The following is a 20271-nucleotide window of genomic DNA, read 5'->3' as shown; positions in this document are numbered from 1 at the left end:
CCGCACCCGGCCCTCTGCCTTTGACGGTAGGACTTCAGTCTGATGCCTCCTGGGACCCTAGTCCACAGGCGGAACGATCGCACCGGGGCGCCGTTCTGCTTCCCGTAAAGTCGGCTAACAGGGAGCGAAGGCAATGGATGATCGAAACACCAGCGTCATGGAAGCTCGGTGGCTTCTTGCGGTGCCCGCCTCGCTTATCTTGACGGTTCTTTTCGCCGGCTTCTGGCTTGCGTAATTACCCAGTCGGCCGCTCAGAGGCCCGATCGTGAGGGGTGCTCGACGAACGATCGGGGCGGGCAGCCGCCAACGGAGGCGATTAGTTGTCGGAGCACAGCACCAATAATCAGCAAGCTTATGGAACAATACATATCTGACAGAGTTCCATGTTTGGGCAGTCAATGCGTAGTTCTGAAACAGCCCTTAACATCGGAAGGTTTGTCATGAAAAAGTATCTTGTCACTATCGCCGCAGGTCTTGCACTGGTCGCCGGAATTGGCGCAGCCGTAGCGGACGACGTCGTCGTTCTTAAGCCTGAGCAGCAGACGGTGGTCCGCGAATACATCCACAAGCAGAAGCTCGCATCGGTCAGCCTGCTCGGTGTTGAACTCAACGTCGGCACTGCTCTGCCGGATACGGTCGAGCTTCACCCAATCGACGTCCCCGACGTCAAGTACAAGTATACGGTCGTCGGAGACCATGCGGTCCTCGTCGACCCGGATACGCGCAAGATCGTTCAGATCATCGAGTAGCAGCTTCGGCCGGATGTCCTCCCGCTGACGACCCGCTTCCAGACTTGTCCTTTGGAAGCGGGTTTTTCGCGTCTGCCTGCGGTCACAGCCGCAAGGGCAAGGACCCGACTAAAGCGCGGTATATCCGGCGCTCGTACGCTCGCGGCGGAAATCCGACGGAGACATGCCGGCGAGCTTGCGGAACGATTTGTTGAAGGCGCTGAGCGAGCCGAAGCCTGAATCCATGGCGACGCGCAGCACATTGGCGTCTTCATGCATCAGCAGGGCCTGTGCGTAGCTCAGCCGCAACAGGTTCATATATTCGTTCAGCGTCATGCCGGTCGATTTCTTGAAGATGCTCATGGCGTATTTCGGATGGATGTCGGCCGCCGCCGCGATGTCGACGCAGTCTATGTCGTAGAGGAAATGCTCGGCGATGAAGTCGCACATGCGCCCGACATTGCGCAGCGATTGCTGGTCGAACGGGCCGCCGGTTTCCTGGCTGGCGGTTTCCGGCACCAGCCGGTAGGGCTCGAACCGCACCCGCTCCAGCCGCAGCAGCAGCTCATTCACCGCGTGCTCGGTTATGGCCGGATCGCCGGAGCGGAAGTAGCGATTCCAACGCTCGAAATTGTGATGGTCCGCGGGGTCGGTGGCCGATGTCACCAGCGTCGCGCCCGTCATCAGCCGGTGGCGGATGTCCGTCGGCAGATGCAGACGGAAGAAATGCACCAGCGGCAGATGCGCGCCGGCATAGATGGCGTCGTCGGAGAGATCGTCCATCTGGTGCGGCAGCCCGCCCCAGAACAGGCACATCTCGCCCGCCGACAGCGAAATCTCGTGCTCGGCCATGCGGTAATGCACACTGCCACGGACGATGAAATTGACCTCGACCTGGGCATGCCAATGCGGCTTGAGCATCACCAGCGGGTGATTGTGGAACATCTGCAAGGCCATCGGCAGGCCTTCGACGCTGCTGGCGCCAGGCTGGTAAAACGGCCGTTCCGGCATCTTACTTTCCGCCCATTTGTTATTCCCGTTGTCGGGGACAAGCCTTCCGCGCTGCTTAGTTTAGCCATGCTCGCGAAGAGAGAGCAAATGAAATGGGAGGATTTCAATGCGCACGACACTGATCTGTGCCGCGCTGGCGCTTGGCCTGGGCTCAGGCCCGGCCTTGGCGCAGTCTGGCGAAATCACGATCTGGAGCTGGAACATCGCCGCTTCGTCGCTGAAGTCGACGATCGCCGGCTTCAACAAGCAATATCCCGACGTCAAGGTCACCGTCCAGGATCTCGGCAACCAGCCGACCTATGACAAGTCGATCGCCGACTGTGCCGCCGGCGGCGTCGGCCTGCCGGACATCGTCTCGATCGAAAATGGCGAGGCCGAGAACTACTGGAGCCAGTTCCCCGACTGCTTCGTCGATTTGCACACACTGGGCTATACGGCGGACGACCAGAAGAAATTCCCCGATTTCAAGCGCACCGAACTGGAAGTGGGCGACAAGGCCTATGCCATGCCGTGGGATTCCGGCCCGGTCGCCGCCTTCTACCGTCGTGATTTCTACGAGAAGGCCGGCGTCGATCCGGCATCGATCAAGACCTGGGACGATTTCATTGCCGCCGGCAAGAAGATCCAGGCCGCCAATCCCGGCGTCACCATGACCAACGCCGACTTCAACGGCGACACCGAATTCTTCCGCATGATCTCCAACGAGCAGGGCTGCGGTTATTTCGCCGAGGACGGGCAGTCGATCACCGTCAACCAGCCGAAATGCGTCGATACGCTGGCCAAGATCAAGGACATGAAGGACGCCGGCATCATGTCGTCGGCCGACTGGGGCACCAAGATCACCAACAACACCGCCGGCACCGTCGCCACCCAGGTCTATGGCGGCTGGTATGAGGGCACCATCCGCACCGAATCGGCCGGCGAAAATGGCAAATGGGGCGTCTACCCGATGCCGAGCCTGACCGCCGACGGTCCGCGCGCCGCCAATCTCGGCGGCTCGTCGCTCGCCATCACCTCAGCCTCGAAGAACAAGGAAGCGGCCTACGCCTATCTGAAATACACGCTGGAGACGAATGAGGGCCAGATCACCATGCTGAAGGAGTTCGGCCTGGTGCCGTCGCTGATCTCGGCACTCGACGACCCCTATGTCTCTGAAGGCCTGCCCTATTGGGGCGGCCAGGCGGTGTGGAAGGATATTTTGGCCACCCTGCCCAAAGTGGTGCCGAGCCGCGGCACGCCGTTCCAGAGCGACGCCGAAATCATCATGCGCGCGGTGCAGACCAAATACCTCGGCGGTGGTTATCCCGACGCCAAGGCAGCGCTTGACGATGCTGCCAACCAGATCGCCTCGGCCACCGGCCTGCCGATCAAGTGACGAAGGCGGGATGTTGGCGGGACAAGGTACAGGGCAACTTGCCGGACCGTTGGCGCTGCCCCTCATTCCCCTGCCGGGACCTTCTCCCCGTATAGTGACGGGGAGAAGGGGCTGGCCACGACCTCGGTGCTATTCCGCCAACGCTGGCGATTAGCGAAACCGGCGATGACAGCACCCCTCTCCCCGTCACTATACGGGAGAGGATGCCGGCAGGCAGGTGAGGGGCGGCGCTGGCCTCGACAAATGATGCAGCCAACCGTCGAGCCGCATTGATACCAACCGCCCCTCCGGGCGTAGGACAAACAAAAGGAAGGAGGAGGAGACCATGCGCTACCAGAACGCCACGGCCTATCGCTTCCTCACGCCCTATCTGCTGATCTTCGCCATCTTCTGGGTGTGGCCGATCATTTCCTCGTTCATGATCTCGTTCCAGGCGACGCGCACCGTGCCCTGGCGTTTTGCGCCGACCTTCAACTGGGGCCGGCTGATCGGCGACCCCGCCTTCTTCAACGCGCTGAAGAACACGCTGCTCATCCTCGTCATCCAGGTGCCGGTGATGATCTCGCTGGCTATCGTCATGGCGGTGCTGCTGAACTCGCCGCTGCTGAAAGTGCGCGGCCTTTACCGCTTCGCCTTCTTCGCCCCGGTCGTCGTCGGCGAGGTCGCCTACTCCGCGGTGTTCCGGCTGATGTTCAATCTCGATTTCGGCATCATCAACAAGCTGCTTAACAGCGTCGGCCTGGCCAAGATCGACTGGTTCTCCAACGTCACCCCAGCCATGGCGCTGATCATGATCGCGGTGACCTGGCGCTGGGCCGGCTACAACGCCATCATCCTGCTCGCCGGGCTGCAGTCGATCCCCGAGGATGTCTATGAGGCGGCGACGCTCGACCGCGTCAGCAAGGTCAAACAGTTCTTCTACATCACCCTGCCGCTGCTCAAGCCGGTCATCGTCTTTTGCGCGGTGCTGTCGATCATCGGCACCATGCAGCTCTTCACCGAGCCGTTCCTGATCACCGAGCGTGGCGGCCCGGGCGGCGGCACCGAGACGCTTGGCCTTTTGCTCTACCGCCAGGGGTTCCGCTCGCTCAATTTCGGCTATGCCTCGGCCGTCGCCTACACCATGGCGGGCTTGGCCATTGCCATCACGCTGGTGCAGCTGTGGCTGACGAGAGAGCCGAAATGAGAGGGGAGCCGAAATGAGCTCGCTGTCGCAACGCCGGCTCGGCCGCAGCCTGCTGCTGCATCTGGTCCTGACGCCGCTGGCGCTGGTCTGGCTGTTTCCGCTGTGGATGATGATTGTCTTCTCGACCATGCCCGACAACGGCATCTTCAGCCCCGGCATCGAGCTTCTGCCGCACGACAATTTCGTCGCAAACTTCCACAATCTGCAGCGCGACACCGACTTTGTCGGCGCCATCGGCATTTCGGTCTCGGTGGCGGTGACCTACACCGTGCTGTCGGTGCTGCTGACCTCGATGGCCGGCTGGGCCCTGGCGCGCTACCATTTCGTCGGCAAAGGTTTTGTCGTCGCCATCATTCTCGGCACCATCACGCTGCCTTACGCGGTGGTGCTGATCCCGCAGTTCATCATGGTGGCGCGCGACTTCCAGCTCGCCAACACCTGGGTGGCGCTGATCGTGCCGCCGCTGTTCAATTCGCTCGGCGTTCTGTTCATGCGCCAGGCCTTCTCGATGATGCCGCACGATCTGTTCGATGCGGCCAGGGTAGAGGGCGTCAAGGAATGGCGCATCTTCCTGTTCGTCGCACTGCCTTTGGCGCGGCCGATGCTGGCGGCACTGGCCATCATTCTGTTCCTCGCCTCGTGGAACAATTACCTCTGGCCGCTTCTGATCAACAGCCAGCCCGGCGCGATGACGGCGCCGGTGGCGCTCGGCACGCTGATCGGCCTGACCAAGGTCTCCTGGGGCGGCCTGATGGCCGGCGCCGTCATGCTGACCGTGCCGATGCTCGTCGTCTTCGTGCTGCTGCAGCGCCACTTCATCGCCGGCATCGCCGCCGGCGCCGTCAAATAGGGACAACAGCGACATGGCGGCAGTCACCCTCACCAACGTCATCAAGCGCTTCGGCGTCTATGAGATCATCCATGGCGCCAACATCGATATCGCCGATGGCGAGTTCGTCGTCTTTGTCGGCCCGTCCGGCTGCGGCAAGTCGACCTTGCTGCGGATGATCGCCGGGCTGGAGGACATCAGCGGCGGCGAGATCGCCATTGGCGGCAAGGTGATGAACGATGTCGAGCCGGCCGACCGCGGCATCGCCATGGTGTTCCAGTCCTACGCGCTCTACCCGCACATGACGGTGGGGCAGAATCTGAGCTTTGGCCTCAGAATGACCGGCAACCCGAAGGAGGACACCGATCGGCGGGTGAAGCGGGCTTCCGAGATCCTGCGCATCAGCGAGCTGATGACGCGGCGGCCCAAGCAACTCTCCGGCGGCCAGCGCCAGCGTGTCGCCATCGGCCGCGCCATCGTGCGCGAGCCGCAAGTGTTCCTGTTCGACGAGCCGCTGAGCAATCTCGACGCCGAGTTGAGGGTGCAAATGCGGGTCGAAATCTCGCGCCTGCACAAGGAGCTCGGCACGACGATGATCTATGTCACACACGACCAGACCGAAGCGATGACGCTGGCCGACCGGATCGTCGTGCTGCGCGGCGGCCATGTCGAGCAGATCGGCCGGCCGCTCGATCTCTACGACAATCCCGACAACCAGTTTGTCGCCGGCTTTGTCGGTTCGCCGAAGATGAATTTCATCAAGGGTCGCGTGGTCGGCCGTAACACGAGAAGCGTCACCGTCGAACTGGTCGGCGAGGAAAAGGCCCGCATCACGCAACCGCTGGCTGGCGCCGTTCCGGAAACCGGAGCCAAGGTCATTGTCGGCGTGCGGCCCGAACATTTTGGCAATGCCGGCGAGGGCGATGCCGACCTCACCGTCGGCATCGATGTGATCGAGCATCTCGGCGGCACCAGCTTCATCTATGCCAGGACCGCCCATGGCGAGGACCTGGTGATCCAGCGCGACGCGGCAAAGGTCCCCGACACATCAGAGATCACCGTGTCCATCCGCAAATCCTATCTATTCGATGAAAACGGCCAGCGTCTGCGCTGAGCCCTTCAAGCCTTTTCAAGGAGAATGACCATGACTTCCACCGCGCCCATCCGTTGGGGAATCCTCGGGCCGGGCGACATCGCCAAAGCCTTTGCCGGCGGTGTGGCAGGATCGCGCACCGGAAAGCTGGCAGCGCTCGGCGCCCGCAACTCCGGCAAGGAGGGCTTAACCCAGACATTTCCCGGCGCCCGCATCCTCGACGGCTATCAGGCGCTGCTCGACGACCCCGATATCGACGCCGTCTACATCGCCATCCCGCATCCCGGCCATGCCGAATGGGCGATCAAGGCGGCCGAGGCCGGCAAGCACGTTCTGTGCGAAAAGCCGCTGGCGCTGACCGCCTTCGAGGCCGACGCCATGATCCATGCCGCGCGCAAGGCCGGCACCTTCCTCGGCGAAGCCTTCATGTACCGGCTGCACCCGCAGACGCTGAAGCTGGTCGAGCTGATCAAGTCTGGCGTCATCGGCGAAGTGCGCATGATAAAATCGAGCTTCGGCTTCGCCATGCCGGGCTTCATGCCGGAGCACCGGCTTTACGCCAACGATCTTGCCGGCGGCGGCATTCTCGACGTTGGCGGCTATCCCGTCTCGATGGTGCGGCTGATCGCAGGCGCTGCGACGGGAAAACCCTTCGCCGAGCCGGACAAGGTTGCCGGCGCCGCCCATCTCGGCCAGTCCGGCGTCGACGAATGGGCTTCGGCACTGCTGCATTTCCCGGGCGGGATCGTCGCCCAGGTGTCCTGCAGCATCTCACTCAACCAGGAGAATATGCTCTCGATCCTCGGCACAAAGGGCCGCATCGAGGTGCCGGATTTCTGGTTCGCCGGCGGCAACCGTGATGTCGGCCTCGGCAAGATCGACGTAATCCACGCCGCCGGCAGGCGCGAAGCCATCAGCGTCAACGAGAGCCGCCATCTCTATTCCTTCGAGGTCGACGCCGCCGGCGAGGCGATCCTGGCCGGGAACCAGGAATTCGCCTGGCCGGGCATGGGCTGGGCCGATAGCCTCGGCACGCTGCGGGTGCTCGACAGATGGCGCGCTGCCGTCGGCCTGGAATATGAGATCGAAAAGCCGGCTAAGCGTGTCAACACAATCTCCGGCCGGCCGCTGCGCACCGATGGCACCGCCATCGCCAAGCGCAAGATCCCGGGCTTGTCGAAACCGGCTTCCGTGGTGGCGCTCGGCTTCGAGGATTTCCGCACCTTCTCCTCGGGCTCGATCCTGCTCGACGCATTCTTCGAGGCCGGCGGCAATCTGTTCGACACCGGCTATGTCTACGGCGCCGGCTACACCGAGACGCTGCTTGGCCAGTGGCTGAAAAGCCGTGGCGTGCGCGAACAGTCGGTGATCATCGCCAAGGGCGCACACTCGCCGCTCTGCTATCCCGATGTCATCGGCAAGCAGCTCGCCCAGTCGCTGGACCGGCTGCAGACCGACCATGTCGACATCTATTTCATGCACCGCGACAACCCGGATGTGCCGGTCGGCGAGTTCGTCGATGCGATGGACGCGGAGGCCAAGGCCGGCCGCATCCGCGGCCCGTTCGGCGGCTCCAACTGGACAATGGCGCGCATGGACGAGGCGATCGCCTATGCCGAGAGGACCGGCAAGCAGAAGCCCGGCGCCCTCTCCAACAATTTCTCTCTGGCCGAGATGCTGGAGCCGATCTGGGCCGGATGCATCACCTCATCCACCGACGACTGGAAGGCATGGCTGACGAAGCGGCAGATGCCGAACTTCGCCTGGTCGAGCCAGGGCCGCGGCTTCTTCACCGACCGCGCCGGCCGCGACAAGCAGGACAATGAGGAGCTGGTGCGGGTCTGGTATTCCGAGAAAAACTTCGGCCGCCGCGACCGCGCCATCGAGCTGGCGCAGCGACTGGGCAAAAGCCCGATCCATGTCGCGCTGGCCTATGTGCTCGCGCAGCCCTTCCCGTCCGTGCCGCTGATCGGCCCACGTACGCTGGACGAGCTGGAGGACAGTTTGAAGGCGCTGGATATCAAGCTGTCGGCGGAGGATGTGGCGTGGCTGGATAATGGGCCGGAAAGGCGGCGGGCTTAGCGCTGCTAATCTCCCCCCTCGAGGGGGAGATGTCGCCGAAGGCGACAGAGGGGGTCGGCTCGCGTGGAGCGCTAACCTTCATCGGCCGCAAGGAGGTCGCATCCAGCCGAATCGACCCCCTCTGGCCTGCCCGTCCTCCGCAGCAGCTGCGCTGCAGCTGCGGAGGGTGGACCGGCCATCTCCCCCTCAAGGGGGGAGATCAGCTCCTCACCGATCAATCCTTGTCGACAAAATGATCGACGACGACGTCCGCTCGACCCCGTCCATCGCCCCGATCTCGTCCAGCAGCGCATCCAGATCCCGGATCGACGGCGCGTCGACGATGACGATCATGTCGAAATTGCCGCTCACCGAATGCAATGTCCTCACCGGCGGCAGGGCCTGCAGCGCGCGCACCACCTTGTCGGCGAGTTTCGGCGTCACGGTGAGCAGCACATGCGCCCGCACCAGCCCCTGCTCATAGTCCGGCGCCAGCCGCACGCCATAGCCGGTGATGATGCCGCGCTGTTCCAGCCGCTCGATCCGGCTTTGCACCGTAGTGCGCGACACGCCGAGCTGGCGTGCCAGCTCGGCGGTCGAGGCGCGAGCATTGGCGCGCAGCAGGGAAAGCAGCTTTTGTTCGGCGTCGCTGAGCATTTCGACGATCCTTGTCGTCTTATCGTCCAAATACGGGGTTCGTTTCGAACAATTCCACGCTTCCTTTCGCCAGGCAAGCTGCGATTCTCAAGGCCATGTCGTCCACCGCGCAGCGGTTCGGGCCAAAGGCTTTTGTGAGGGATCGAATCATGAAGAAAATCATCGTCGTCGGCGCCGGCAAGATCGGCTCGACCATTGCAGGCATGCTCGCCGACACCGGCGACTACCATGTCACCGTCGTCGACCGCGCGATGGCCCAGCTTGCCGCTGACCTCCCCGCCGGCATCGAGACGCTGGAACTCGACATCACCGCGCCCGGCGCATTGGAAGCAGCCCTTGCCGGCGCCTTCGCCGTGCTGAGCGCCGCGCCCTTCCACCTCACCACCCGCATCGCCGAGGCGGCTGCCGCCACCGGCGTCCACTATCTCGATTTGACCGAGGATGTCGTCTCTACCCGCCGCGTCAAGGAACTGGCGCGTTCGGGCAAGAGCGCCTTCATTCCGCAATGCGGCCTGGCGCCGGGCTTCATCTCCATCGTCGCCAACGATCTCGCCAGCCGTTTCGATACGCTGGAAAGCGTGCGCATGCGCGTCGGCGCGCTGCCGCAATATCCGTCGAACGCGCTGAACTACAATCTGACCTGGAGCACCGACGGCGTCATCAACGAATATTGCGAGCCCTGCGAGGCGATCGTCGAGGGCGAGCTGATCGAAGTGCCGCCGCTCGAAGAGCGCGAGGAGTTCTCGCTCGACGGCGTCACCTACGAGGCCTTCAACACCTCCGGCGGGCTCGGCACTTTGGCTGAGACGCTGAAGGGCAAGGTGCGCACGCTGAACTACCGCACCATTCGCTATCCCGGCCACGCCGCGATCATGAAGGCGCTGCTCAACGACCTCGGCCTGCGCCACCGCCGCGACGTGCTGAAGGACATTTTCGAGAGCGCTTTGCCGGCAACGCTGCAGGACGTGGTGATCGTCTTCGTCACCGTGTCGGGCCGCCGCAACGGCCGCCTGCTGCAGGAAACCTACGCCAACAAGATCTATTCGCAGCGCGTCGGCGACCAGGTCCGCAGCGCCATCCAGATCACCACCGCCTCCGGCATCTGCGCCGTGCTCGACATGCTGGCCGACGGCAGCCTGCCGGCGACCGGTTTCGTCAAGCAGGAAGACATCGCGCTCGACGCATTCCTGGCCAACCGCTTCGGCCGCGCCTACGCCCAGCACGAGATGGTAAGCCGGCTCGCGAGCTGAGCTGAATAATCTCCCCCCTTGAGGGGGAGATGGCCGGCAGGCCAGAGGGGGTCGGTTCGACTGGATGCGACCTATTTTGCTACAGACGGAGGTGAGCGCTTCATGCGCGGCGGCCCCCTCTGTCGCCTGCGGCGACATCTCCCCCTCAAGGGGGGAGATCACCCCCTAAATATGCAACGCATGCCCCAGCGCCTTCAGCGCTGCTTCCTGGAACCCTTCGCCTTGCGTCGGATGCGCATGGATCGTGCCGGCGATATCCTCCAGCCGCGCGCCCATCTCCAGCGCCAGGCCGAACGCCGCCGCCAATTCAGACACGCCTTGCCCGACCGCCTGGATGCCCAGCACCAGATGATTGTCCGCGCGCGCCACGACGCGCGCGAACCCGTCCTCGCCGAGTTTGGTCATCGCCCGGCCATTGGCCGCGAAGGGGAACTGGCCGATCTTGATTTCGCCCAGCGCCTTCGCCTCTTCCGGGGTCAGGCCGGCGGTGACCAGTTCCGGGTCGGTGAAGCAGACGGCGGGAATTGACCGCTTGTCCCAGCTGCGCTTGTGGCCGGCAGCGATCTCGGCCACCATTTCGCCTTGCGCCATCGCCCGGTGCGCCAGCATCGGCTCGCCGGTGACGTCGCCAATGGCATAGATGCCGCGCATCGAGGTGCGGCACTGGTCGTCGATTTTGATGAACTTGCCGGCCATATCGAGGTCGATCTGGTCGAGCCCCCAGCCTTCGGTCACCGGCTTGCGGCCGACCGTGACCAGGATCTTGTCGGCGGCGATTTTGGCGCTCTTGCCGTCCGCGGTCTCGACCAGCAGCGCGTCGCCCTTGATCCCCTTCGCCTTGGCGCCAGTCATGACCTCGACGCCGAGCTGGGTCAGCCGCTTCACCACGGGCCGGGTGAGTTCCGCGTCATATTGCGCCAGCACACGCGGCAAGGCTTCGACCACGGTCACCGCGGCGCCCATTTTGGCGAAGGCCATGCCGAGCTCCAGCCCGATATAGCCGCCGCCGACAACCGCGAGCTTCTTCGGCACTTCGCTGAGAGCGAGCGCTTCCGTCGATGAAATCACCGGCCCGCCAAACGGCAGGAACGGCAGCTCGACCGACGCCGAGCCGGTGGCGATCACCACGGTCTCGGCGCGGATGATCTGGGTGCCGGTCTCGGTCTCGACCGCGACGGTCTTGCCGTCGCGAAACGTCGCCCAGCCATAGACGGTTTTCACCTTGGCCTTTTTGAGCAGTCCGGCAACGCCGCCGGTCAGCCGGCTAACAATGCCGTCTTTCCAGGCGACGGTCTTGCCGAGATCGAGCGTTGGGGCATTGACCGAAATGCCGAGCGGGCTGCTGCCGCCGGCCATATGCGAGACCGCCTCAAACTCTTCCGCCGCATGGATCAGTGCCTTGGACGGGATGCAGCCGACATTGAGGCAGGTGCCGCCCGGTTTGCCGGCTTCGACGATCACCGTATCGATGCCGAGCTGGCCGGCGCGGATGGCGCAGACATAGCCGCCTGGCCCGGCGCCGATGACGAGCAGCTTGCAGGAGATTTCTTTCATGATGGCACCTTGATTGGTTGCAGCATGGGGCCTGCAAATCGTCGACCTCTGAGGTTAACCGAAACGCCCATGCCTTCGTCATCCTGGGGCGAAGCAGGAGCGAAGCGACGTCGCGAAGACCCCAGGATCCATGCCGTGACCTCCGAACGCCGCAGCGGTGCATAATTCTGTTCCGCAGCATCCTTCGGCTTCGGGCACGGCATGGATCCTCGGGTCAAGCCCGAGGATGACGAAGGCGCGGGGGCCCGCGGCCAATCGCAGATGGCGTAGGCCTGCAGTCGGGCGCTGCATTCAGGCAAAGAGCCAACTCCTTCAGCCATCGCCCTCAATCCACAAATATCAGCGCCGGTGTTTCCAGCAGCGCCTTGATGCGCTGGATGAACACCGCCGCGTCCCAGCCATCGACCACCCGGTGGTCGAAGCTCGACGACAGGTTCATCATCTTGCGCGGGACGAACTGGGTGCCGTCCCAGACCGGCCGCACCATCATCTTGTTGACGCCGACGATCGCCACTTCCGGGTGGTTGACTACCGGCGTCGTCGCCACGCCACCCATGGCGCCGAGCGAGGTGATGGTGATGGTTGATCCCGACAGCTCGTCGCGGCTGGCCGTGCCCGACTTCGCCGCCTCGGCCAGCCGGTTGAGCTCGACCGCGCAATCCCAGAGGTCGCGTGCCTCGGCATGCTTGACCACCGGCACCACCAGCCCCGACGGCGTCTGTGCGGCGATGCCGATATGGACGCCGCCATGCTGATGGATGATGCCGGCCTCGTCGTCGAACAGCGCGTTGATGTTGGGCTGGTCGGCAATCGCCTTGACCATCGCCCGCATTAGGAACGGCAGCAGCGTCAGCTTCGGCCTTTCGACACCCTTGCGCTTTTCCTTGTTGAGCGCGGCGCGCAATTCCTCAAGCGCGGTGACGTCGATCTCCTCGACATAGGTGATGTGCGGAATGCGCGATTTCGCCAGCGACATTCTCTCGGCGATCTTGCGCCGCAGCCCGATGACCTTGATGTCCTCAATGCTGTCATTGCGGGCGAGGCCCGATGCTTTCGCCACCTGCGGCCCGCGCGCCAGAAAAGCCTCGATGTCTTCATGGCTGATGCGGCCGGCCGGGCCGGTTCCCGATACCTGGCGCAGATCGATGCCTGCCTCTTTGGCCCGCAGCCGAATGGCTGGCGATGCCAAGGGCTTTTCGCCCTCCGGGCGCGGCGCGCCGGAAGGCGCTGTGCCTCCAGAAGCCGGCGCAGTACCCCCACCCCTAGCCCCTCCCCACAAGGGGGAGGGGGATCCGGTCTCTGCTGCTTGTGTGCTCTTGGCAGCGGGTGCAGCTGCCTGCGACTTGGCGTCGGATTTCGTTGCTGAAGCGCGTTCCCCTCCCCCTTGTGGGGAGGGGTTAGGGGTGGGGGTGCTCTTGGCGCTGGCCTCATCTGGCAGCGCGTCTTTCACATTGCCTTCACCGGCCACCTTCAGCCGCACGATCGGCGAGCCGATCGCCACCGTGTCGCCGATCTCGGCGCCCAGCCAAAGAATCTCGCCATCGACCGGCGAGGGGATTTCGACCGTCGCCTTGTCGGTCATCACGGCGGCAAGCACGGAATCCTCGCGCACGAGATCGCCGACCTTGACGTGCCATTCCACAAGTTCCGCCTCGGCGACGCCTTCGCCGACATCGGGCAGCTTGATGATGTGTTCGCCCATCTTAAGCTCCCATGGTTTCGAGAAGCGCGCGGCCGACACGGGCGGGGCCTGGGAAATACTCCCACTCCTGCGCATGCGGATAGGGCGTGTCCCAGCCGGTGACGCGGGCCACCGGCGCTTCGAGGTGATAGAAACAATTCTCCTGCACCAGCGCCGAAAGCTCGGCGCCGAAGCCGGAGGTCAGCGTCGCCTCGTGCACGACCACGCAGCGCCCGGTCTTCTTCACCGAGGCGACGATGGTGTCGAGGTCGAGCGGCAGCAGGGTTCTGAGATCGATGATCTCGGCATCGATGCCGGTTTCTTCCGCGGCCGCCTGCGCGACATAGACCATGGTGCCGTAGGCGAGCACGGTGACGGCGGAGCCCGCCCGGCGGATCGCCGCTTTGCCGAGCGGCACCGTGTAGTGGCCGTCCGCAACCTCGCCCAGCTCATGCTTCGACCACGGCGTCACCGGCCGATCGTGATGGCCGTCGAACGGGCCGTTATAGAGCCGCTTGGGCTCGAGGAAGATCACCGGGTCCGGGTCCTCGATCGCCGCGATCAGCAGGCCCTTGGCGTCATGCGGGTTGGACGGCACCACCGTCTTCAGACCCGACACATGAGTGAACAAGGCTTCGGGACTCTGGCTGTGCGTCTGGCCGCCGAAAATGCCGCCGCCGGTCGGCATGCGCACCACGATCGGGCAGGTGAAATCGCCATTCGAACGATAGCGCAGCCTTGCGGCTTCCTGGGTCAGCTGGTCGTAGGCCGGATACATGTAGTCGGCAAACTGAATCTCGACGCATGGTTTCAGACCGTAGGCAGCCATGCCGATGGCCGAGCCGACAATGCCGGATTCGTTGATCGGCGCGTCGAAGCAGCGGCTCTTGCCGTATTTCGCCTGCAGGCCCTGCGTGCAGCGGAAGACGCCGCCGAAGAAGCCGACATCCTCGCCATAGACGATGACGCGTTCGTCGCGCGCCATCGACACATCCATGGCGTCGCGGATCGCTTCGATCATGGTTCGTCTCGGCATGGTCAGACTCCCGCCTGCTGGCGCTGGCGCCTGAGATGCGGCGGCATCTCGGCATAGAGGCCCTCGAACATGTCGCGCGTCGACGGCTTGCCGCCGGCATGCAGCGTGCCGTGGCTTTCGGCTTCCTTCTGCGCCGCGATCACCGTTTCGAGGATTTCCGCTTCCGCCTGCGCGTGCCGTTCGTCCGACCAGACGCCGCGCTGGATCAGATGGTTCTTCAGCCGCACGACCGGGTCGCCGAGCGGCCAGGCATCGGACTCGGTCTTCGGCCGATAGGCGGACGGATCGTCCGAACTCGAATGCGCGCCGGCGCGGTAGGTGACATATTCGATCAGCGTCGGCCCGAGGTTCTGCCGCGCCCGCTCCGCCGCCCATTTGGCCACCGCGTGCACGGCGAGATAGTCATTGCCGTCGACGCGCAGCGACGGAATGCCGAAGCCGAGGCCGCGCGCGGCAAAGGTGCCGGAGCCGCCGCGCGCAATGCCTTGGAAGGTCGAGATCGCCCACTGGTTGTTGACGACATTGAGGATGACCGGCGCCTTGTAGGTCGAGGCGAACACCAGCGCCGAATGGAAATCGGATTCGGCGGTCGAGCCGTCGCCGATCCAGGCCGCGGCGATTTTCGAATCGTTGGAAATCGCCGAGGCCATAGCCCAGCCGACCGCCTGGATGTACTGCGTCGCCAGATTGCCGGAGATCGAGAAGAAGCCGTGCTCCTTCGACGAGTACATGATCGGCAGTTGCCGGCCCTTCAGCGGATCCGCCTCGTTGGAATAGATCTGGTTCATCATCGTCACCATCGGGTAGCCGTCGGCGATGAGCAGGCCAGCTTGCCGGTAGGTCGGAAAATTCATGTCGCCCGGCGCCAGCGCCTTGCGGAAGGCACAGCTCACCGCCTCTTCACCCAGATGCTGCATGTAGAACGAGGTCTTGCCCTGGCGCTGCGCCATCTGCATCCGGGCGTCGAAGCTGCGCAGCGTCATCATATTGCGCAGGCCTTCGAGCAGCTCCTCATCGGTGAGCAGCCCGGCCCACGGCCCGACCGCCTCGCCGTCGCGGTTCAGCACGCGAATGATCGAAAACGCCATGTCGCGGATGGTGCGCGGATCGACATCGATCTCGGGGCGAGGCGCTGAGCCGGCCTTCGGGATGGGCACGTTGGAAAAGTCAGGCGTCCCGCCCGGCCGCACCTCCGGCTCCGGCACATGAAACCGCAACATCCCAGCATCGGCCATGACCTTCATCCTCCAATGTTGCCCGGTCGCGTATATCAACACATCTGCGCCGCCAGACCAGTGCGATTTCGTGAGGGCCAGAACGCGCACCCATCCTCCCGGTCATCGGTCTGTTCAGGGCCGACGCGGCACGCCGCGCCAAGATGCAGATATGGCGGCGAAATTTCTTGTCGATGTTTTGCGGTGGCGCGCAATTAGGCGGAAGGTTTTGCAGGGTTTCCGGTACATAACGCACTTTACGACCTCCGGGAGCGAGGGGCCAAGGTTGGCGAACTCGCGCTTTTCCTCTCCCCCGTCGATCGGGGGAGAGGAAAGGCGCCACGGTCGCGAACGCTCCGGAGAACGTTCACTCCACGCCCGCATCATGCTAACCACCCACCATGGCGCAGAAAAAAGGATACGAGGTCGATTCGTGGCTGGCGAAGCCGGACGCGCGCATCTCGATTGTCCTGCTTTACGGCCCCGACCGCGGCCTCGTCGCTGAGCGCGCCAAAGCCTTTGCCGAAAAGACCGGCCTGCCGCTCGACGACCCTTTCTCGGTGGTCCGGCTCGACGGCGCGGAGGTCGATCGCGACCAGGGCCGGCTGCTCGACGAGGCCCGCACGGTGCCGATGTTCTCCGACCGGCGCTTGCTGTGGGTGCGTAACGCCAGCGGCCAGAAGCCGCTGGCCGAAGACGTCAAGGCGCTGACGGTAGAGCCCGCGCGCGACGCCATCATCCTGATCGAGGCCGGCGATCTCAAGAAGGGTGTCGGCCTGCGCGCCATCGTCGAGGCGGCCGACACCGCCATGGCGCTGCCTTGCTATGCCGACGAGGCCCGCGATATCGACACCGTCATCGACGATGAGCTGCGCAAGGCCGGCATGTCGATGGCGCTCGACGCCCGCCAGGCGCTGCGCCGCAATCTCGGCGGAGATCGGCTGGCGTCGCGCGGCGAGATCGAAAAGCTGGTGCTTTACGCGCACGGCCAGAGGGAAATCGGCCTCGAGGACGTCAGGGCGATGTCCGGCGACGTCTCCGGCGCCTCCTTCGATGATGCCGTCGATGCGGTGCTGGAAGGCAAAGTCAGTGACTTCGACACCGCCTTCACCCGCCACTGCCTGTCCGGCGGACAGCCTTTTCTTGTGCTGTCCTCGGCGATGCGGCAGTTCCAGCAGCTTCAGGTCATGCGTGGACAGATGGACTCCGCCGGCCGCAACGCCGCCTCCGTGGTTGCGGGTGCAAGGCCTCCGGTCTTTTTCTCCAGGCGCAAGCTGGTGGAAAAGGCGCTGGAGCGCTGGAATGTCGAGGCGCTCAGCCGCGCGTTGATCCGCCTGCAATCGGCCGTGCTACAGACCAGGCGCAGGCCGGACCTGTCCGAGGCGTTGGCGCGCCAGGCGCTGCTTGGCATTGCAGTGGAAAGCGCGAGGCTGGGGCAGCGGTAATCTCCCCCCTCGAGGGGGAGATGTCGCCGAAGGCGACAGAGGGGGTCGTCTCAGCTGCCTCGACCTCATCCTTGATGAAAAAGGGGGTCGCGCTTCACGCGATGCGACCCCTTCTGGCCTGCCGGCCGTTCGTCGCTCGAAAAGCCAAGCAATTGGCTTTCCGTCCGCTGCGCGGACCACTCCTCAACCCGTCGAGGGGGGAGATCGCTGCCTCCATCCGTCAATCCATGATCATGGCTTCCATGGGCTGGAAGGTTGGCAGCGCCTGCGGAAAGACCAACACCGCCGCGCCATAAAGGAGCAGAGCGACACCCGACAGCTTTGCGATCCTCTCCCCTGACGGCAGGGTCTTTTCTGCAAAGATCAGCAAGGTGACCACAGCCATCGCAGCGATGTTCATGATCCCGAGGGGAAAAAGAGCGAGGAACAAAAGCCAGCAGCAGCCCAGGCAAAAGAGCCCATGCTCCAGGCCCATGCGTACCGCGCCCCACTGACCATCGCGCCATGAGGTCAGGATGAAACCAATGGGCGTGCGGCATTTGGCCAGGCACAGATCCTTCAGCGGAGAAAGTTGATAGGCGCCTGCCAGCGACAGCAGCGCGCCGCCGATGCGCGCGGCCGTGGCGGCCGACATTCCCGCATGCGCCGCAATGAGCTCTCCGGCAGCCGCACCGGCAAAGGCGAGCGCACCCATCGCGCCCCACAGCAGCATGTACGCAGCCACGAAAAACCAGGTCGAGACAAAAGTCTCGCCGCGCCCCCGTTTGCCGGCCTGAACGCGATGGAAGGTCAGCACCATGGGCGCGGCGGTCGGGAACATCATGGCAATCATCATGATCACCCAGACGGCAAGAAACAGCGGCGCCTTCATCCCCATGGTGGGTGAGTACATGGGCATGTCCGCGTCCATGCCGATCCAGACAAGCACGGCCCACGCTGCCGCGGCGACAACAATCAGCAGCGCGAGAATGATGTTTCGCTGCAATATTAGCGCCATGGGCTAAGTCCGTTGCGGCCGGGAACCAGAGCGATTTCAGGAAAGGCGGTTTTCCGTCCGAGATTGCGTCAAAACAAAGAGATAGAGCGGATCGCCGTGAAACGGTGAAACGCTCTAGTGCTGGCCGGACCAATTGATCGGGGCATAGTGCCCGTTTCGACGGGAATTATCCCAGCTCATGCCGTGGTCGCTGAATGTGCTGCCTTCCGCCCCCATCGCCAGAGCGAGCCAGTCGGGGTTGACGGGATGGCCAGTGGCCGCCCACATCTGCCCATCCTCGCGCATTGTCGGCAACGGTTCGACCGCCATCTGCATGATGCCCGCAATCTGCGCCGACCGCTTCTTGCCATCGACCCGGTAGCTTATCGGCACCTTCTTGGCGCCGAGGTTCGTGCCGATCATGGGTGCCAGCACCGCCATCGGACCGCCTGCAGCGCCGGTGAAGATCGCGCCCAGCGCTTCTGTCTGCTTATCGTCGGCCCGTTCGTCGATATACGCGGCGGCCGTCCAATTGCCGTCCGCCATCGGGCCCGGCGCGTGTGCAACCATCGCAACATTGAGGCCATCCAACCGAACGTCACCGTATTTGCCCGTATCGATATGAAAGACCAGGCCAACGTCGCAAACGCCTTGCGTCGGCTTCGATGTCAGCTGGGCGTTGGTGGACAGCAGGCAAGGACAAACGACATCGCAATTGCAATTTTCGAAGTAACTTCCAGACAGTTGCCAACTGACCGCCATTTGCACCTCCCCATTTGCGTCAGGCGCGTCGGCATATCGCTTGGGCGAGGTGGTGCCGTTCACAAATGGAACGGCAATTGGCCCCGCCGCGACTGATCGGCACGCTAGGGCAATTAATGTAAGCAATATCTAATTTACGTTACGCCGTTGCCCGGCCCTGTCAAGAGATTGGCGAAAGCAGAGGCGATGGCTGATCTCCCCCCTTGAGGGGGAGATGTCGCCGAAGGCGACAGAGGGGGTCGCCGCGCGTGGAGCGCCAATCCTTTCGTGGCACGGAAGATGTAGGCGACTATGTCTGGCGACCCCTTCTGGCCTGCCGGCCATCTCCCCCTCAAGGGAGGGAGATGCGCTGCCGCGCCGATTTCGCCAACGGCCAACGCCACAAAGAAGGGCCGGCATCGCGCCAGCCCTTCATTTGTCTATCACCAATATATCAGCGCTAAAACCTAAGCTTATGCCAAAACTTCATTTGCCGGCTAAATAGCGTGGCGCCTCAACCGTCTACCGCTCGTCCTTCAACCGCCGGCACAACTCATCAAGCTGCTCCAGGCTCCGGTAGTTCACGCGAATCGCGCCGCCCTTGCCCTTGTGCTCGATGGTCACGATCATGCCGATCGTGTCGGTCATCAGCTTTTCCAGTGCCAGCGTGTCGGCATCTTTGTCCGACCCGCCCTGCGCTGGTTTTGCCTTGGGCGGCGTGCCCCCTGCCGGCGCCTGCGCCAATGCCTCGGCCTGGCGCACCGAAAGCCCTTCCTCGACAATCTGCTTGGCCAGACCGGCCGGATCCTGCGCCGTCACCAGCGTGCGGGCGTGGCCGGCCGACAACGCGCCGTCAACCAGCATGTCTCTGATGACATCGGGTAGCTTCAAAAGCCGCAGCGTGTTGGCGACATGGCTGCGGCTCTTGCCGATGACATTGCCGAGGTCGGCTTGGGTGTAGCCGTGGTCGTCGATCAGCTGCTGATAACCCAGCGCCTCCTCGACCGGGTTGAGGTCGGTGCGCTGGACGTTCTCGATGATCGCCAGTTCGAGCGCCGTGCGGTCGTTGACGTCGCGAACGATGATCGGGATCTCGGTCAGCCCGGCACGTTGCGCGGCGCGCCAGCGCCGTTCGCCGGCAATGATCTCGTAGCGGCCGGCCTGCGTCGGCGACGGCCGCGCCACCACCGGCTGCACCACGCCATGTTCGCGGATCGACTGCGCCAGGTCGGTCAGATCGGCGTCGCCAAAATGCCGGCGCGGGTTTTTCGGGTTCGGGCTCAGGAATTCGATCGGCACCTTGCCGTCGGCGCTGGCGGCCGGCTTTTCTGCCACGGCCGGACGATCGATCTCGCCGATCAGCGCCGCCAATCCCCGCCCCAGTCTTTTTCTCGAAAGGTCTTCGCTCATCTCTGTTCCAGGTCTTGAAATCGT

At 63.8% G+C, this 20271-nt stretch carries 17 protein-coding genes; 8 read left to right on the top strand and 9 right to left on the bottom strand.

Going from position 1 to position 20271, the window contains the following annotated elements; genetic code table 11:
• Window positions 1-440 precede the first annotated feature (440 nt).
• Entirely contained in the window at window positions 441-749 is a 309-nt protein-coding gene (locus AC1DXM_RS06970; protein WP_477232381.1) for a DUF1236 domain-containing protein, read from the top strand.
• A 108-nt stretch (window positions 750-857) separates the two neighbouring features.
• Here the strand turns inward: AC1DXM_RS06970 and AC1DXM_RS06965 are convergent, their stop codons facing one another.
• Window positions 858-1739, bottom strand: a complete 882-nt coding sequence (locus AC1DXM_RS06965; protein ID WP_477232380.1) for a helix-turn-helix domain-containing protein — start codon at window positions 1737-1739, stop codon at window positions 858-860.
• Window positions 1740-1845: 106 nt separating this feature from the next.
• Between AC1DXM_RS06965 and AC1DXM_RS06960 the strand changes: the two genes are divergently transcribed.
• The 5 genes from AC1DXM_RS06960 (at window position 1846) to AC1DXM_RS06940 (ending at window position 8304) form a co-directional block, all read left to right on the top strand.
• Window positions 1846-3114 carry an ABC transporter substrate-binding protein gene (locus AC1DXM_RS06960; RefSeq protein ID WP_477232379.1) on the top strand — a complete coding sequence of 423 codons (1269 nt, stop codon included), beginning with the start codon at window positions 1846-1848 and terminating at the stop codon, window positions 3112-3114.
• A 325-nt stretch (window positions 3115-3439) separates the two neighbouring features.
• On the top strand, window positions 3440-4300 hold the full coding sequence (locus tag AC1DXM_RS06955) for a carbohydrate ABC transporter permease (RefSeq protein ID WP_477232378.1): 861 nt from the start codon (window positions 3440-3442) through the stop codon (window positions 4298-4300).
• Window positions 4301-4313: 13 nt separating this feature from the next.
• Window positions 4314-5150 (top strand): carbohydrate ABC transporter permease, encoded by an 837-nt coding sequence (locus tag AC1DXM_RS06950; RefSeq protein WP_477232377.1) that lies wholly within the window; start codon window positions 4314-4316, stop codon window positions 5148-5150.
• 13 nt (window positions 5151-5163) lie between these two features.
• The gene (locus AC1DXM_RS06945) at window positions 5164-6243 is read left to right on the top strand and encodes an ABC transporter ATP-binding protein (RefSeq protein WP_477232376.1); all 1080 of its coding nucleotides are present in this window, start codon (window positions 5164-5166) and stop codon (window positions 6241-6243) included.
• 30 nt (window positions 6244-6273) lie between these two features.
• Window positions 6274-8304, top strand: a complete 2031-nt coding sequence (locus AC1DXM_RS06940; protein WP_477232375.1) for an aldo/keto reductase — start codon at window positions 6274-6276, stop codon at window positions 8302-8304.
• 207 nt (window positions 8305-8511) lie between these two features.
• Here AC1DXM_RS06940 and AC1DXM_RS06935 read toward each other — a convergent pair whose 3' ends face one another.
• A complete protein-coding gene (locus AC1DXM_RS06935; protein ID WP_112560245.1) occupies window positions 8512-8940 on the bottom strand; it encodes an Lrp/AsnC family transcriptional regulator in 429 nt (142 codons plus the stop codon).
• A 149-nt stretch (window positions 8941-9089) separates the two neighbouring features.
• Between AC1DXM_RS06935 and AC1DXM_RS06930 the strand changes: the two genes are divergently transcribed.
• On the top strand, window positions 9090-10190 hold the full coding sequence (locus AC1DXM_RS06930) for a saccharopine dehydrogenase family protein (protein WP_477232374.1): 1101 nt from the start codon (window positions 9090-9092) through the stop codon (window positions 10188-10190).
• A 165-nt stretch (window positions 10191-10355) separates the two neighbouring features.
• On the opposite strand, the gene lpdA is transcribed toward AC1DXM_RS06930, so the two are convergent.
• The 4 genes from lpdA to AC1DXM_RS06910 all read right to left on the bottom strand — a co-directional run bounded on the left by lpdA (window position 10356) and on the right by AC1DXM_RS06910 (window position 15696).
• Window positions 10356-11744: a dihydrolipoyl dehydrogenase gene (gene lpdA / locus AC1DXM_RS06925; RefSeq protein WP_477232373.1), complete on the bottom strand. Its 1389-nt coding sequence runs from the start codon at window positions 11742-11744 to the stop codon at window positions 10356-10358.
• Window positions 11745-12069: 325 nt separating this feature from the next.
• Window positions 12070-13446: a dihydrolipoamide acetyltransferase family protein gene (locus AC1DXM_RS06920; RefSeq protein WP_477232372.1), complete on the bottom strand. Its 1377-nt coding sequence runs from the start codon at window positions 13444-13446 to the stop codon at window positions 12070-12072.
• A gap of 1 nt (window position 13447) precedes the next feature.
• Window positions 13448-14461 carry an alpha-ketoacid dehydrogenase subunit beta gene (locus AC1DXM_RS06915; RefSeq protein ID WP_477232371.1) on the bottom strand — a complete coding sequence of 338 codons (1014 nt, stop codon included), beginning with the start codon at window positions 14459-14461 and terminating at the stop codon, window positions 13448-13450.
• A gap of 2 nt (window positions 14462-14463) precedes the next feature.
• Window positions 14464-15696 (bottom strand): thiamine pyrophosphate-dependent enzyme, encoded by a 1233-nt coding sequence (locus AC1DXM_RS06910; RefSeq protein ID WP_477232370.1) that lies wholly within the window; start codon window positions 15694-15696, stop codon window positions 14464-14466.
• A gap of 380 nt (window positions 15697-16076) precedes the next feature.
• On the opposite strand from AC1DXM_RS06910, the gene holA reads away from it, so the two are divergent.
• The gene (holA, locus tag AC1DXM_RS06905; protein WP_477232369.1) at window positions 16077-17120 is read left to right on the top strand and encodes a DNA polymerase III subunit delta; all 1044 of its coding nucleotides are present in this window, start codon (window positions 16077-16079) and stop codon (window positions 17118-17120) included.
• A 220-nt stretch (window positions 17121-17340) separates the two neighbouring features.
• Here the strand turns inward: holA and AC1DXM_RS06900 are convergent, their stop codons facing one another.
• The 3 genes from AC1DXM_RS06900 to AC1DXM_RS06890 form a co-directional block, all read right to left on the bottom strand.
• Entirely contained in the window at window positions 17341-18117 is a 777-nt protein-coding gene (locus AC1DXM_RS06900; protein WP_477232368.1) for a DUF2182 domain-containing protein, read from the bottom strand.
• Window positions 18118-18231: 114 nt separating this feature from the next.
• Complete coding sequence (locus tag AC1DXM_RS06895) at window positions 18232-18864, bottom strand: DUF1326 domain-containing protein (RefSeq protein ID WP_477232474.1); 633 nt, start codon at window positions 18862-18864, stop codon at window positions 18232-18234.
• Between the two features lie 495 nt (window positions 18865-19359).
• Window positions 19360-20247, bottom strand: coding sequence for a ParB/RepB/Spo0J family partition protein (locus AC1DXM_RS06890; RefSeq protein WP_477232367.1), 888 nt, complete (start codon window positions 20245-20247; stop codon window positions 19360-19362).
• Window positions 20248-20271: the final 24 nt, after the last annotated feature.

The sequence above is a fragment of the Mesorhizobium sp. P3_A2 genome (assembly GCF_056403115.1).
Note: the sequence above shows the minus strand (reverse complement) of the source record. Positions and strands in the feature narration are given on the sequence as shown.